Source organism: Hyphomicrobiales bacterium (genome assembly GCA_002869065.1).
Taxonomy (GTDB): Bacteria; Pseudomonadota; Alphaproteobacteria; order Rhizobiales; family Rhodobiaceae; genus Rhodobium.
The window spans coordinates 12,800-27,723 of sequence record PKTR01000005.1; the positions used below are offsets into that span (position 1 = coordinate 12,800).

The following is a 14,924-nucleotide window of genomic DNA, read 5'->3' on the forward strand; positions in this document are numbered from 1 at the left end:
GATCGCATTCCGTATTTCAGCAAAAACCGCTTGAACCGGAGCGCTCCACACGAAATCCTGCTGACTGCAGAAAATGACGCCGACAGGAGCCTCCGATGACCCAGCATCCCCGCTTGAAAGCCTTCAACTTCCAAAAATGGGTCGAGGACAATGCCGACCAGTTGAAGCCGCCGGTCGGCAACAAGCTGCTGCACGAGGACACCGGCATGATCGTCATGGTCGTCGGCGGCCCCAACACCCGCGTCGATTTCCATGATGACCCGGTCGAGGAATGGTTCTTCCAGGTCAAGGGCGACATGATGCTGAAGATCGCCGACGGCGGAAAGATCTACGATGTGCCGGTCCGCGAGGGCGAAGTGTTCATGCTGCCGCCGCACACCATCCACGCGCCGCAGCGCCCGCAGGAAGGGTCCATCGGCATCGTCGTCGAAAGCCCGCGAATGATGGGCATGAAGGAAGGCTTCGAGTGGTACTGCTTCAACTGCGAGGCCCGCGTGCACCGCGTCGAGGTCTCGCTCGGCGGCGCCGAAGGCATCGTCACCGCCCTGCCGAAGATCTACGACGCCTTCCACGAGGACATGGACGCCCGCACCTGCCCGAACTGCGGCACCGTCCACCCCGGCAAGGGCAAGCCGCCGGAAGGCTGGGTCCAGCTCTGAGCAGACAAAAAGCACCGGCCAGGCAATGAGCGATACTCCCTCGCAACCGCGATCGGCGCCGCATAACGGCGACCGGCTCGGCGACAGCCGTCGCCGGGTCGAGGACGCACGCCTCGTCACCGGCAAGGGACGCTTCACCGACGATGTCGTGCTCGAGGGCGCGCTTCGCGTCGCCTTCGTGCGCAGCGCCTATGCCCATGGCTGCCTTGCCGCCGTCGACACGCTGGAAGCCGAAGGAATGCCGGGCGTCGCGGCAGTCTTCACCGGCCCCGACGTACAGGACCTCGGCTGCCTTGCCGTCAATCCGCTGTTCGAGGGCATCAAATGCCCGCCCTTCCCGGTGATCGCCTGCGGGCGGGTGCGCGCGGTCGGCCAGCCGGTCGCCGCGATCCTTGCCGACACCGCGCCGCGCGCCGCCGACGCCGCCGAATGGGTCAGTGTCGACATCACGCCCGAGCCCGCCGCCCTGACGCTTGATCCCAGCGAGGATGCACCGGCGCTGTTTGCCGAGATCGAGAACAATCAGGCGATTTCGACCTCATGGCGGACGGGCGATGCCGCAAGCGCATTCGAGCGTACCGCTCACGTGGTCTCGGCGCGGATCGAGCACGCCCGCGTCTCGCCGGCACCGCTCGAGCCGCGCACCGCAGCCGCCGACTACGACGCAGAAAACGACCGCCTCACGATCTGGATGTCGACCCAGACGCCGCACCGCGCCCGCAACGAGCTCGCCCGCATCCTGCATCGTGAGCAGGGCAGCATCCGCGTCATCGCCACCGATGTCGGCGGCGCCTTTGGCATGAAGGGATCGCTGTTCCCGGAAGAAGTCTTCGTCGCCTGGGCAGCGATCAAACTGGCCCGCCCCGTGCGCTGGACCGCGACGCGCAGCGAGGAATTCCTTTCGGCAACGCATGGCCGTGGCGCCACCAATGAAGGCCGCCTCGCGCTCGACGACGAAGGACGCTTCCTAGCGCTTGAAGCCCGCATCGCCTGCCCGCTCGGCCACTGGCTACCGTTCAGCGCCGCCGTCCCGCCCTACAATGCCGGCCGCATCCTGCCCGGCCCCTACGCCATCGATACCGTCGACATCGAAGCCCGTGCATTCGTCACCACGACAACCGCCGTCGGCATCTATCGCGGCGCCGGGAGGCCCGAGGCCGCCGCCCTTATGGAACGCCTCGTCAACGAGGCGGCAGCGGCCACCCGCATCGATCCGCTCGAACTGCGCCGCCGCAATCTGGTGCCACCGCAGGAAATGCCACACCGGAGCCCCACCGGGATCACGCTCGATTCCGGCGACTACCCGGCAACGCTGGACAGACTCGCGGAGCTGTCCGGCTACGACGCGCTGCGCGCCGACTGCGAACGCCGCCGTGCCAATGGCGAAATCGTCGGTATCGGCCTTGCCTTTTACGTCGAACCCTCGGGCGTTGGCTGGGAAACAGCGGAGGTGCGCTGGGAGCCGGACGGCACCATCACCGGCATCACCGGCAGTTCGGCGCAGGGCCAGGGCCGCGAGACCGCCTTCGCCCAGATCCTCGCCGAGGTTTTCGATGTTCCCGCCGATATCGTCACCATCCGCCACGGCGATACGTCGCTGATCGCCGACGGCATCGGCGCGCTAGCCAGCCGCTCCACCCCGATCGGCGGCAGCGCACTCTACGAGGCGGCCTGCAAGGTGCGCGACCGGCTGCGCCAGACACCCGAATGCGCCGACACGATCTCGGAATCCGTTGTCTACACCGCCGACGGCGAAGCCTGGGGCTATGGCTGTCACCTCGCCGTACTGGCGATCGATCCCGAAACCGGCACGCCGACCATCGAGACGCTGATCTGCGTCGACGATGCCGGCACGCTGATCAATCCGATGCTCGCCGAAGGCCAGGTGCGCGGCGGCATCGCGCAGGGTTTCGGCGAAGCGATGATGGAACGCATCGTCTATGACGGCGACGGCCAGCTCGTCACCGGCTCGTTCATGGACTACGCCATGCCGCGCGCCTCCGACCTGCCGCCGGTCACCGTCGCCAAGACGCAGACGCCATCGACCGTCAATCTGATCGGCGCCAAGGGCATCGGCGAGGCCGGCACCATCGGCGCGCCTGCCGCCATCCTCAACGCCGCCTATGACGCGCTGCGCCCGCTCGGCGTAGACCGCATCGACATGCCGCTGACACCGGACAAGCTCTGGACCGCCATTGCCGCCACAAGGACAACGGGAACGTCATGACCTACAGGAAATACACAAAGGCCGAGGCGAAGGATTACGCCCGCAAAAATCTGCGCGGCATCTGGGCTGCCGGCCTCAACCCGTTCCGCGACGATCTCGCCCTGGACGAGGACGGCCTGCGCGCCAACATCCGCCACTGGACCCGCGAGCTCGGCATCGACGGCCTGTTTATTTCCGGCAAGCAGGGCGAATTTTACGCCATGTCGATCGAGGAGCGGAAACGCACCTTCGAGATCGCGGTCGAGGAAACCGAAGGCCACGCCGGCACCATCCTGTCCGCGTCCGACCAGAACCTCGACACCGTTCTGGAACTCGCCCGCCACGCGGAAGACATCGGCGCCGACTATGTCGTCGTGCATGCCCCGGTGCTGCATTTCGTGCATCAGCAGGACGCGACGCTCTATGAGTACTACCGCTATCTGAGCGAACAGCTCGACATCGGCATCGCCATGTGGAGCCACCCGGACTCCGGCTATCTGATGAGCCCCGAGTTGTGCGCCCGTATCGCCGAACTGCCGAACATCGTTGCCATCAAATATTCCGTGCCCCGCAAGATGTATGCAGAACTCACGCAGCTGGTTGGCGACAAGCTCATCGTCAGCACCTCGTCCGAGGACGAATGGCTCGACAACATCGTCGAGCTGAACTGGCAGGTCTATCTCTGCTCCTCGCCGCCCTACCTGATCCAGACCGCCAACGACCGCCGCATGCGCGACTACACCGACCTCGCCTTTGCCGGTGATGTCGAGGGCGCACGCAAGGTCTGGGAGAGCCTGCAGCCGGTGCGCCAGGCGCTGAAGGGTTCGCGCCCGGCGGACAAGCCGCACGCGCATCAGAAATACTGGCAGGAGATGCTGGGTCAGACCGGCGGCCGCACCCGCCGCCCGATGCTGGAACTCACCGAGGCGGAAAAGACCGCAACCAAAGCCGCCTTCGAGGGCTGCGGATTGGTGCCTTAGTCTGCCTCAACCACAAAGTCGTGCGAGCCGTCTTGCACCAGCAGGTAAGATGACGGCTCCTTCGACGAGCCGATCAACCTGTGTCGTTCTTGCAGCGCAATATCATGGCGCTCGCCGGGCGACAGGGCGATGCGTTCACCGTCGGCACCGACTTGCACAACGATTTCACCGCTGAGGCAGATGACGACTTCACTGGCCATCGAGTGATGATGCCATGGCGATGCCTCGCCAGGATCAAGGCATATGGAGGCAACGCGCACATTTGGCTTCGTGACGAGATCTTCCCGCTGCATATCTTCTCCCTGAGGCTGTGCGGACCTTGATCGACGTTTGGGTAACACCGTCGACGCCCTAGTTATACTCCGAGATAGCGTTCGGCGAAATTCTTGTCGGCGCGCATCTCGGCCGATGTACCGCGCCAGACGATGCGGCCTTTTTCGAGCACGTAGTGGAAGTCGGCGGCGCGCGCTTTGCCCTACCCGCAACCGCTCCCAATCCGTGCAAACGGCATTGGATGCCGGATCAAGTCCGGCATGACGACGGAGGGGATATGGGCGTGCGGCAATCCAGTATCGATTGGAAAGCACGGCATCTGCCCCACTCACTCCGCGTCACCCCGGACTTGATCCGGGGCCTATTGCCCGTCTCGGAACGGTAGCCCTGTGCAAATCACGAACCGCTTCAGCCCCCCCTCGTCATCCTCCGGCTTGACCGGAGGATCGGCCGGCAACAAAGACGGCGGTTGCGAGTACCAAAAGAAGGCCCGGGAAAAGCTCGTCGAAACGCCCCCGTTTCCCGCATGGAGAGCGATCCTCCGGTCAAGCCGGAGGATGACGGGAGAGAGGACCGGAGAATGGCGGGAGAGAGCCGGAAAGTGGCGAGAGAGAGGCCCTTCACCCCTCCCGGGACTCTCCACCCGCAATCATCGCTAACACCCGCTTCGTCAGCTCCCGATCCGGGTCGGCGAGGTCGAGGATGATGTCGAAGTGGTTGCGGTCGGCGATCTCGAAGGCCTCACAGGAATAGCCCATCGCGGCCCAGGCTTCGGCGTAAGCCCGGCTCTGGCGCTTGAACTCCGAGGTTTCCGATCCGCCCCAGGTGACGATCAGCGGACAGTCCCGCGCGCCCTTTTCGGGGATCGAAAACAGCGTCGAATTGCGCGCCACAGACGCCTCGTCGAGCGACATCCATTCATTGACGTGGCAATGGCGCAGCGGCTCCAGATCGAACAGCCCGCTCGCCAGCATGCCGCCGGCCACCACATCGTCGGGAACGCCGAACTCCGCCTGCCAATCGCCGGCCAGCACCATGCCGCCAAGGTGCCCGCCGGCCGACGAACCGCCGACATAAATCCGCTCCCGGTCGATGCCGAGCCGCTCGGCCTCATGCCACAAATAGGCGATGGCAGAACGCACCTGCCGCACGATCTAGTCGAGCGTCACGGCCGGTGCCAGAGCGTAGTCGACGGCAGCCACCGCGATGCCAGCCTCGACGAAGGGCTTCGCCATGAAGGCGGAGTCCTCCTTGGAGAGAAGCCGCCAATAGCCGCCATGCAGGAAGACGAACACCGGCGCGGCCGTGCCCGCCTCGCCGGCCGGGAAGAAATCGAGCTTTTCGGCCTCGCTCGGCCCATAGGCGAGATCGGTGAACACCTCACAGTCGCGTCGCGCCTCCGCGCTGAGCGCCGCATAGGCCTCAAGGAACGGCGCAATGTCGGGCACCGTCCCACGCGCATTGTACTCCCGGTCGAGCTCTTCCCGGTTCATGCCTCGATAGAGCGGCGTGTCGGCTGTCATTGCATCTTGCCTTCCCCTCGGCAGTTGCAGGGATCACACCCCGAGATAGCGTTCGGCGAAATCCTTGTCGGCGCGCATCTCGGCCGATGTGCCGCGCCAGACGATACGGCCCTTTTCGAGCACGTAGTGGAAGTCGGCGATACGGGCGAGCACGTCGAGGTTCTTGTCGATGACGAGGATCGTCTGCCCCTCGGCCTTCAGCGTCTCAAGCGCCGACCAGATCTCGGCGCGGATCAGCGGCGCTAGCCCCTCGGTGGCTTCATCGAGGATGAGCAGCGAGGGATTGGTCATCAGCGCCCGCCCGACCGCGAGCATCTGCTGTTCGCCGCCCGACAGCGACTGGCCGAGCTGGCTTGCACGCTCGTGCAGCCGCGGAAAGAGATCGTAGACGCTCTGCAGCGTCCAGGGATCGTCCCAGCCGGCGCGGTTGGCGGCAGCCGCCACCAGGTTTTCGCGCACCGTCAGCGTCGGGAACACCTGCCGCCCTTCGGGCACCAATCCAATGCCGAGCTTGCCGATGCGATGTGTCGGCCAGCCGGCGATCTCCCGGTCCTGAAAGCGGATGCTGCCGCGCTTCGGCGGCGTCAGCCCCATTATCGAGCGCACCGTCGTCGTCTTGCCCATGCCGTTGCGGCCCATCAGCGAGACGAGCGTGCCAGCCTTCAATTCGAGATCGATCCCGAACAGCACCTGCGAGCGGCCATAGAAGGTTTCGACGCCCTCAAGAACCAGCATCGGCGCCTCCCGCATCGTGCAGTTCGTGGGTGCCGAGATAGGCCTGCTGAACCTCCACATTGGCGCGGATCGCCTCCGGTTCATCGGTCGCGATCACCCGGCCATAGACCAGCACCGACACCCGGTCGGCGAGCGCGAAAACCGCATCCATGTCGTGCTCGACGAGCAGCATGGTGACGGAGCCTTTCAGCCCGGCGAGCAGATCGACGATGAAGCGGCTCTCCTCCGGCCCCATGCCGGCCATCGGCTCGTCGAGCAGCAGGAGCTTAGGTTCGAGCGCCAGCGCCATGGCGATCTCGAGCTGGCGCTGCTGACCGTGCGCAAGCGCGTGCGCCGGGCGCAGCGCCACATCGCCAAGGCCGACCGCCTCAAGATACCCCATCGCCGCCTCGCGCTCGGCTTTATCCGCTATGGCCGGCTTCCAGAAACGAAAGCTGTGGCCGGCCCGTGCCTGTACGGCGAGCGCGACATTGGCGAGCGCGGTGAAATCGGGAAAGATCGAGGTGATCTGGTAGGAGCGCACCAGCCCGAGATGCGGCCGCCGCGCCGCCGGCACCTTCAGGAGATCGCGCCCGGCGAAAAGGATCCGTCCCTCGTCGGGATCGAGCGCCCCTGCGATCTGCGAAATCAGTGTCGTCTTGCCGGCGCCGTTCGGCCCGATCAGCGCGTGGATTTCGCCCGGCCGCACCTCAAGCGACAGATGATCGCTCGCACGCAGCGCACCGAAGCTCTTGGTCACGTCGTCGACGACGAGGATCGGCTCGGCCGCGCTCATGCCTCGTCCTCCCGCGAGAAGATGAGACCGTAGAGGCCCCTCTTGGCGAACAGCACAACCAGAATGAGCAGCGGCCCGAAGACGATCCGCCAGTGTTCCTGCAACAGCGGCAGGCCGAGCGCGTCGAAGATCACCGGCAGGAATTCTTCCAGCAAGAGGAACAGCGCCGCGCCTGCGATCGGTCCCGACAGCGTGCCCATACCGCCGAGGATCACCATCACCATGATCTCGCCGGACTTCGTCCAGTGCACATAGGATGGGCTGACGAACTCGGTGTGGTTGGCAAGCAGCGCCCCGGCGAGCCCCGCGCCCGCACCGGCAATGGTGAAAGCGACCAGCTTGTAACGGTAGGGCGCGATGCCGAGCGCCGTCAGCCGTGTCTCGTTCTGCCGCACGCCGGCGATCACCCTGCCGAATTTCGAGACAACGATGCGCCGGCACAGTACGAAGAACACCACCAGCGCGGCAAGGCACAGATAATAGAAGCTGACATTGTCGCCGAGATCGAAACCCGGCAGCGTGTTGCGCCCCTCGAACATCATCAGCCCGTCATCTCCGCCATAGTCCTCCAGCGAGACGAACAGAAAGAACAGCATCTGCCCGAAGGCGAGCGTGATCATGATGAAATAGACGCCAGCGGTCCGCACCGACAAGGCGCCGAGGATGGCGGCGAACAGCGCCGAAACAAGCACCGCCGCCGGCAGCGCGATGAGGCCCGACAGCGTGCCCGGCAGGCCGAAGATCGTCGAGCCGTCGAACTGGTGATAGGCGAGGATGCCAACCACATAGGCACCGACGCCGAGATAGGCGGCGTGGCCGAACGACACCATGCCGGCATAGCCGAGAATGAGGTCGAGGCTGACGGCGGCAATCGCGAAGATCACCACCCGCGTCGCCGTCGAGACGAGATAACTGTTGTCGGTGAGCGTGAAGAGCACCGGCAGGGCGGCGAAGACCAGAAGGCCGACGACCAGGACCCAGGGCTCGTAACGGCGTGACAGCATCAGCCGGCCCTCCGCGCGACGGGGAAGAGGCCGGACGGACGCACGATCAGAACAGCGGCCATCAGGATGTAGATCGCCATCGAGGAAAGCCCCGCGCCGATGCCGTCAGCCGAGGCCGGCGGTAGGAAGAGCTTCAGCAGATCGGGAATAAAGGCCCGCCCGAGCGTATCGACGACGCCGACCAGCAGCGAACCGACCAGCGCGCCGCGGATAGAGCCGATACCACCGATGACGATGCACACGAAACACAGGATCAACAGGCCATCGCCCATGCCGACCTCGACCGACATCAGCGGCCCGGCCATGGCGCCAGCCAGCCCGGCAAAGACGGCGCCAAGCCCGAACAGCAACGTATTGAGCGCGGCAATATTGACGCCGAGCGCCTCGACCATCTCACGGTTGGTGGTGCCGGCGCGGATCAGCATGCCGGTGCGCGTGCGCGCGATGATCAGCCACAGCGCCAGCGCGACCAGAAGCCCGACCGCGATGATCACCAGCCGGTAGAGCGGATAGGGCAGCCCGGGGACCAGCTCGACAGTGCCGTAGAGCGCCGGCGGCATGTCGAGGAACAACGGCGTGCGCCCGAACACCATCGTCACCAGCTCGTTGATGAACAGGATAAGGCCGAAAGTGGCCAGCACCTGATCGAGATGGTCACGTTTGTAAAGCGCGCGGATCACCGCGACCTCGATGATAAGCCCGGCGAGTGCCGTCGCACCGAGCGCCAGAAGCACGCCGAGCGGGAACGAGCCGGTCAGACGGATGAAAGTCGCCGCCGCATAGGCGCCGATCATGTAGAGCGAGCCGTGCGCCAGATTGATGACGCTCATGAAGCCGAAGATCAGCGTCAGACCGGCCGAGACCAGAAACAGAAAGATCCCGAGCTGCAGCCCGTTGAGGAGTTGCTCAAAGAACAGGATCGTCATGACAGCGGCAGCGCTCCGGCAGCAGCGATGGGCATGGCTTTGGGAGGGCACCAACCCGCCCAAAGATGCGGCCGGGACGAGGCCCGGCCGCCACCCGAAAAGGACCGCCCGGCGTACGAAGACGCCGGGCACTCCCGTTTCTTACATCTTGCAGTCTTTGGCGAAGCTGTCCTGATGGTCCTCGGCAACGACGCCGATCACCTTGTTGACCAGCTTGCCGTCTTCCTTGACCACTTCACGCGCATACCAGTTATGGATCGGGTGGTGGTTGTTGCCGAACTTGAACGGACCGCGCACCGATGCGAAATCGGCCTTTTCAAGCGCCGCACGGAAACCGTCCTTGTCGGCGAGCACCTTGCCGCCGGTTGCCTTCAGCGCCGAGGCGATCAGCTTGGCGGTGTCGTAGCCCTGGCTGGCGTAGACGGTCGGCGAGCGGCCGTATTTCTTCTCGAAACCGGCGAGGAACACCTTGTTGGCCTCGTTGTCGAGGTCGTGGTTCCAATGCGAGGTGTTGTTGACGCCGAGCGCGATGTCGCCGACCGCGTTCATGATCTTGACGTCCATCGACGGCGCGGCCAGCACCAGCGGGATGCTGTCCTTCAGACCGGCCTGGGCGTACTGCTTGAGGAAGTTGATGCCCATGCCGCCCGGCAGGAAGTGGAACACCATCTCCGGCTTCGCAGCGCGGATCTTGGCGATTTCCGCCGCATAGTCGCTCTGGCCGAGCTTGGTGTAGATCTCGTCGACGATCTCGCCCTTGAAGGTACGCTTGAAGCCGGCGAGCGAGTCCTTGCCGGCCTGGTAGTTCGGCGCCAAAATCACGGCGTTCTTGTAGCCGAGCCGGTTGGCGTTGAGGCCTGCGGCCTCATGCAGCGTGTCGTTCTGCCAGGCAACGGCGAAGTAATCCTTGTCGCACTTCGCACCGGCAAAGATCGACGGCGCCGAGTTCGGCGAAATATACATGCGTCCAGCCTTGATGGTCATCGGCGCGACGACCGGCGAAATGTTCGAGAAAATCACACCGGTGACGATCTCGACCTTATCCTTTTCCAGGAAGCGCTCGGCGATCGCCTTGCCGTTGACCGGCTTCAGACCATCATCCTCGACCAGCACCTCGACCGGGGTGCCGCCAAGCATGCCGCCCTCTTCCTCGACCGCCAGCATGAAACCGTCGCGCACGTCCTCACCGAGATAGCCGGCCGGGCCGGACAGCGTGGTGATCATGCCGATCTTGACCGCGTCGGCAGCACCGGCGGCAGTCGTCATCGCCGCGACAGCGAGCGCGGCGAGACCATATTTCAATCCGAACTTCATTGATCGTCCTCCCAAAAACGCAGAACGCCTCGTCCGGAACGGCCCCCTCTAGGCTTCGATCCGTGCGCGGCAAACCCATCGTGTTGTAACCGGGATGGACGCCGTCGCAAAGTCCGGACACGGCAAAACACGGCCAACGCCAAAAGATTAGCCCGTCCCGAACACAGATTCCGCAACGAGGCTGTCGCGAAACGGCGTGGCTGAACGCCACCCGTCAGCACCCGCAAACAGCCCGTTGCCCCGCACGGGAGAGATACAAACGGAAAAAAAACACAGCGTGCGCGGCCGGAGAGCCTGTGCAATATCAGGAAAACCCTTGAATCTAGGCTCCACATACGCCCATGACGCCGCACATTCTGATCGTTGAAGACGATACCGAAATCAGCGCTCTCGTTGCGCGCTACCTCAAGGCCAACCAGCTCCGGGTTTCCGTCGCCGCCAGTGCGCGGGAAATGGACGAGATCCTGCGCGACGCCCAGATCAACCTGATCGTCCTCGATCTGATGCTGCCGGGCGAAGACGGCCTGTCGATCTGCCGCCGCATCCGCGCCACCTCGCAGATCCCGATCATCATGTTGACCGCGCGCGCCGACGAGGTCGACCGCATCATCGGCCTCGAACTCGGCGCCGACGACTATCTCGGCAAGCCGTTCAATCCGCGCGAACTGCTCGCCCGGGTGCGCGCGGTCCTGCGCCGCCACACCGATATCGAAAGCCCGCTTCGCCCGGCGCACAAGGCGTTTCACTTCGCTGGCTGGGAACTCGACCTGTCGCGCCGCCGCCTGTTCAATCCCGATGGCGCCCGGGTCGCCCTGACCGGCGCGGAGATGGACCTGCTGGTCGTCTTCTGCGAGCGCGCCGGACGGGTTCTGTCGCGCGATCAGATCATCGACCTGACCCAGGGCCGCGAAGTGCACCCATCCGAGCGCAGCGTCGACATTCTGGTCAGCCGGCTGCGCAGCAAGATGGAAACCAATCCGCGCGATCCCGAGCTGTTCCAGACCGTACGCTCGAGCGGCTATCTGTTCGCGCCAGAGGTCACCAGCGAATGACGGAGCTCGCGAAAGCGCTCCTGCCCCGCCGCATCGCCGGCCAGATCGTCCTGCTCGTCTTCATCGCAGTCCTCATCACCGCCTTGATAAGTGCAGGTCTGCAATATCTCGAGCGTCGCGATTTCGACGCTCGCGCCAAACAGCATTTTTCCATGTTCCTGATGCTGTCGGCGGCGCGCCTGCTGAGCGTGACACCGGAAGGCAACGAGCGCGCGGTCATCGTCGATGCCATGGCCCGCTCGAACCCGGAACTGAACCTGCGTCTCACCGACGAGCCGCTTCCCGACAACATCAACGTCGCAGACTTTCCGCCGTTCAATTTCCTCGCCCGCGATCTCGGACCCGGCTTCCGGCTTTTCAGCGACAACACCGACGGCAAAGGCCCCGACGCGATCCACCACGTCATCATCGAGCTGCCCGATGAAAGCCGGGTCGCCGCGACGCTGCATCTGTTCGGACCACCACCGCAGCCGATTGTCGGCATCGTTCAGGTGCTTCTGTTCCTCGCCATCGTGCTGCCGGCCATCCTCTACTGGGCGACCAGCCACCTGTCGCGCCGGCTTCGCACCTTTGCCGATGCCGCCGCCGACTACAGCGTCGACGGCGACCATGCCCCGCTCGAAGAGGACGGCCCGGAGGAAATCCGTGTCGCCGCCCGCGCGCTCAACCGGATGCGCGACCGGATCGCCGAATTCGTCGAGGACCGCACCCGCATGCTCTCCTCGGTCGGCCATGATTTGCGCACGCCGATCACCCGGCTGCGCCTGCGCACCGAGTTCATTGAGGACAACGATACCCGCGAAGGCATGAAGCGGGACCTTGACCGCATGAACACCATGGTCGAAAGCGCCCTGACCTTCCTGCGCGAGGGCTATCGCCACGAACCGCCGGCCCGTCTTGACCTGCCGACGCTACTGCACACGATCTGCGACGAGTTCGCCGATCTCGGCAAGGACGTGTCCTACGAAGGTCCCGATCACCTGCTCGTCGAAGGCCGCACCGAAGACCTGCAGCGCGCCATCGAAAACCTCATCGACAACGCGCTTAAATTCGGCACCCACGCCCGCATCTCGCTCACCGAACGCGACCGGCGGGCCGTGCTTGCCGTCGACGACAACGGCCCGGGCATTCCCGCCGAGTCCCGCCAGTCGATGCAGAAACCCTTCGTGCGCGGCGACGACGCCCGTCAGGAGGCGACCGGCGGCTTCGGTCTCGGCCTGTCGATCGTCAGTTCGATCGCCCGCCAGCATCGCGGAGAACTGGAACTCCACGCCAGCGAGTCCGGCGGATTGAGCGCCCGCATCAAACTGCCGCTCGCCCCGAAGTGACGCCTGTTCTCACCGGTCTCCGGCAAAGAAAAACAAGAAAATTGTTTCGTTTCTTTTCCATTCGTGGACTTGGAAACGAACAGTAATGCCCCGGTAAAACCCATAAAAAGAGCGTTAATAGCCCCTTAAACAGCGCCGCCGCCAAAGTCGTACAGCCGCAGAATGCGGTGCGACAGAAAGGAGGCCTATCATGATTGGCGTTTCGGGTTTAGGGAGCATGATGTCTTCGCAGATGATGCGCGGACCGTCTCAACCTCCCGATTTTTCACAGATAGACAGCGACGGCAGCGGCGGCATCACGCTCGACGAGATGCAGTCGTCGATGCCTGGGGCGACAAGCGCGCGCGGTCAGGAACGCGCCGAAGAACTCTTCAACGCCATGGATGCCGATTCCGACGGCACCGTGACGAGCGAGGAAAAGGACAGCTTCGACGCCGCCATGCAGGAACGCATGCAGGCGATGCAGGTGATGACGCAGATGATCGCCAGCGGCGGCATGGCGCCTCCGCCTCCTCCGCCAAGCGCGGAAGATGTCTTTGCCGCCAATGACAGCGACGGCGACGGCAGCATCACGCTCGACGAGTTCTCCGAAAATGCCGCCAGCGAGATCGATTCCGAGACCCTCGAGGAATTGTTCGCGCTGGTTGACGAGGATGGCGACGGCTCGATCAGCGAGGAGGAGACGGCGTCCTTCCTCGAAAGCATGGGCCCGCCAGCCGGCCCCGGTGGACCGGGTGGCCCCGGTGGTCCTGGCGGTCCTGGCGGTCCGCCGCCCTCCTCCGGTGAGGAAGAAGACGACGAGGAGGACGAAACGACTGCTGCCCAGGCGGCCAACGAGGCGGCCCTCAGCCTGCTCAACATGGCACTCAGCGCCTACCAGTCGGAGGACGAGGACGGCACGATCCAATCGTTGTTGTCCGGCGGAATTGCCGCCTGAGCGCATCGAGCCCCACCCATGCTTGCACGAAAAAGGGCGGACCCGTCAGGGCCCGCCCTTCTTGCTCCTGCCCTGCCGGCGAATGATCACCTGGCAGGAAACTCGAGAATCCTCAGCACAGCCAGCAGGACTCCGGCATCGCCGGTTTGGTCACCGGGTTACCTTCCTTGATCCAGCGCGTGATCCCGTTCTTGACGTTGTCGATCTTGCCGTAGCCGGCCTTCTCGGACAGGTACTTCGACACCGCTTCGGTGCGATTGCCGGTACGGCAGATCAGGATGACTTCGTCGTCCGGCGAAGCAATCTCACCCAGTTTCTTCAGGAAGTCGGGATTCACCCGGCCGCGCTTGTCGAACACCGTCAGCAGGTGGCTGCCCTCGACCACACCGGTCTGCTGCCATTCCTCGGGACGGCGGATATCGACGATCTTGACGCCGGCGGCCAGCTTCTGGCGCAGCTGGTCGTTGTTCAGATCGTTGTATTTCGGCTTGACGATATCGAGCAGTTCGATCTCGAATTTCAGCGTCGCGTTCGGCGGAATGACGCCGCCCGCGCCCTGCGCGCCATAGCCCAGCTCAGGCGGGATGATCAGCTCGCGCTTGCCGCCGACCTTCATGCCGACGACGCCCTTTTCCCAGCCCGGAATGACCCGGCCGGCTCCCGGCGTGAACATGAAGGGTTGATTGCGATCACGGCTGGAATCGAACTTCGTGCCGTCCATCAGCCAGCCGGTGTAGTGCACCGAAACGCCGACGCCCGCGATCGCCTCGGCGCCGGTGCCCTCGACAAGATCCTTGATCTGCAGATCGTCGGCGGCGGCCGCGATGCCAACGGCAAGGAACAGCGAAATGAAGACGCTGAGAATGCGTACCATACTATCCTCTCATAGTGTCGTCCGGTATCCGGCCCGCCAAAGACGGACCGCGCGGGACGTTGCGAAAACGGGTTCCGCCCCAGTCAGGCGACTTGAGACATCATCGCCGGCTCCGATCACAGAGGACATATTGTCCTCCTTGTCGCAACGATCAACGGACGTGGCCGACATTTGCCGGCGCCCGGCGCATGCTCGCGTTGCCCACAGGCCCGTCGCAAAAGCTTCATAGAACCGTCATCCGATGCCGCTAACGTGCGCGCCGTGAACGTCTTTTTTCCACGGACCGGCTTTTCAACCCGAGCAACCCCTGTAATACTAAGGTCCAAGGCTCGGATCAC

General features: G+C 64.3%; 13 protein-coding genes and 1 pseudogene. 6 read left to right on the forward strand and 8 right to left on the reverse strand.

Annotation, left to right across the window (positions count from 1 at the left end; translation table 11 throughout):
- Positions 1 to 95: 95 nt before the first annotated feature.
- From C0606_14105 to C0606_14115, 3 genes are read left to right on the forward strand one after another with little or no spacing between them, the layout of a single operon-like run.
- Complete coding sequence (locus C0606_14105; GenBank protein ID PLX36421.1) at positions 96 to 659, forward strand: 3-hydroxyanthranilate 3,4-dioxygenase; 564 nt, start codon at positions 96 to 98, stop codon at positions 657 to 659.
- A 25-nt stretch (positions 660 to 684) separates the two neighbouring features.
- The gene (locus tag C0606_14110; protein PLX36422.1) at positions 685 to 2,886 is read left to right on the forward strand and encodes a xanthine dehydrogenase; all 2,202 of its coding nucleotides are present in this window, start codon (positions 685 to 687) and stop codon (positions 2,884 to 2,886) included.
- Entirely contained in the window at positions 2,883 to 3,845 is a 963-nt protein-coding gene (locus C0606_14115; GenBank protein PLX36423.1) for a dihydrodipicolinate synthase family protein, read from the forward strand. The genes C0606_14110 and C0606_14115 overlap by 4 nt, the downstream gene beginning before the upstream one ends.
- Here C0606_14115 and C0606_14120 read toward each other — a convergent pair.
- The 7 genes and pseudogenes from C0606_14120 to C0606_14150 all read right to left on the reverse strand — a co-directional run bounded on the left by C0606_14120 (position 3,842) and on the right by C0606_14150 (position 10,395).
- Positions 3,842 to 4,138: a hypothetical protein gene (locus C0606_14120; GenBank protein PLX36424.1), complete on the reverse strand. Its 297-nt coding sequence runs from the start codon at positions 4,136 to 4,138 to the stop codon at positions 3,842 to 3,844. The two genes, C0606_14115 and C0606_14120, sit on opposite strands and share 4 nt — an antisense overlap.
- A 600-nt stretch (positions 4,139 to 4,738) precedes the next feature.
- Positions 4,739 to 5,611: pseudogene (locus C0606_14125) on the reverse strand (alpha/beta hydrolase).
- 63 nt (positions 5,612 to 5,674) lie between these two features.
- Positions 5,675 to 6,391 carry an ABC transporter ATP-binding protein gene (locus tag C0606_14130; GenBank protein PLX36425.1) on the reverse strand — a complete coding sequence of 239 codons (717 nt, stop codon included), beginning with the start codon at positions 6,389 to 6,391 and terminating at the stop codon, positions 5,675 to 5,677.
- The gene (locus tag C0606_14135; protein ID PLX36426.1) at positions 6,363 to 7,151 is read right to left on the reverse strand and encodes an ABC transporter ATP-binding protein; all 789 of its coding nucleotides are present in this window, start codon (positions 7,149 to 7,151) and stop codon (positions 6,363 to 6,365) included. Before C0606_14135 ends, C0606_14130 begins: the two co-directional genes overlap by 29 nt.
- Positions 7,148 to 8,155, reverse strand: a complete 1,008-nt coding sequence (locus tag C0606_14140; GenBank protein ID PLX36427.1) for a branched-chain amino acid ABC transporter permease — start codon at positions 8,153 to 8,155, stop codon at positions 7,148 to 7,150. The genes C0606_14135 and C0606_14140 overlap by 4 nt, the downstream gene beginning before the upstream one ends.
- Positions 8,155 to 9,081 (reverse strand): branched-chain amino acid ABC transporter permease, encoded by a 927-nt coding sequence (locus C0606_14145; GenBank protein ID PLX36428.1) that lies wholly within the window; start codon positions 9,079 to 9,081, stop codon positions 8,155 to 8,157. The genes C0606_14140 and C0606_14145 overlap by 1 nt, the downstream gene beginning before the upstream one ends.
- Positions 9,082 to 9,222: 141 nt before the next feature.
- Positions 9,223 to 10,395: an ABC transporter substrate-binding protein gene (locus C0606_14150; protein ID PLX36429.1), complete on the reverse strand. Its 1,173-nt coding sequence runs from the start codon at positions 10,393 to 10,395 to the stop codon at positions 9,223 to 9,225.
- Between the two features lie 341 nt (positions 10,396 to 10,736).
- Here C0606_14150 and C0606_14155 point away from each other — a divergent pair, with 341 nt between their 5' ends.
- From C0606_14155 to C0606_14165, 3 genes are all read left to right on the forward strand, one after another.
- Positions 10,737 to 11,447 (forward strand): DNA-binding response regulator, encoded by a 711-nt coding sequence (locus C0606_14155; protein ID PLX36430.1) that lies wholly within the window; start codon positions 10,737 to 10,739, stop codon positions 11,445 to 11,447.
- Complete coding sequence (locus tag C0606_14160; GenBank protein PLX36431.1) at positions 11,444 to 12,775, forward strand: two-component sensor histidine kinase; 1,332 nt, start codon at positions 11,444 to 11,446, stop codon at positions 12,773 to 12,775. Before C0606_14155 ends, C0606_14160 begins: the two co-directional genes overlap by 4 nt.
- Before the next feature lie 190 nt (positions 12,776 to 12,965).
- Positions 12,966 to 13,712, forward strand: a complete 747-nt coding sequence (locus C0606_14165) for a hypothetical protein (GenBank protein ID PLX36432.1) — start codon at positions 12,966 to 12,968, stop codon at positions 13,710 to 13,712.
- A 112-nt stretch (positions 13,713 to 13,824) separates the two neighbouring features.
- On the opposite strand, the gene C0606_14170 is transcribed toward C0606_14165, so the two are convergent.
- Positions 13,825 to 14,586 (reverse strand): peptidylprolyl isomerase, encoded by a 762-nt coding sequence (locus C0606_14170; protein PLX36433.1) that lies wholly within the window; start codon positions 14,584 to 14,586, stop codon positions 13,825 to 13,827.
- Positions 14,587 to 14,924: the final 338 nt, after the last annotated feature.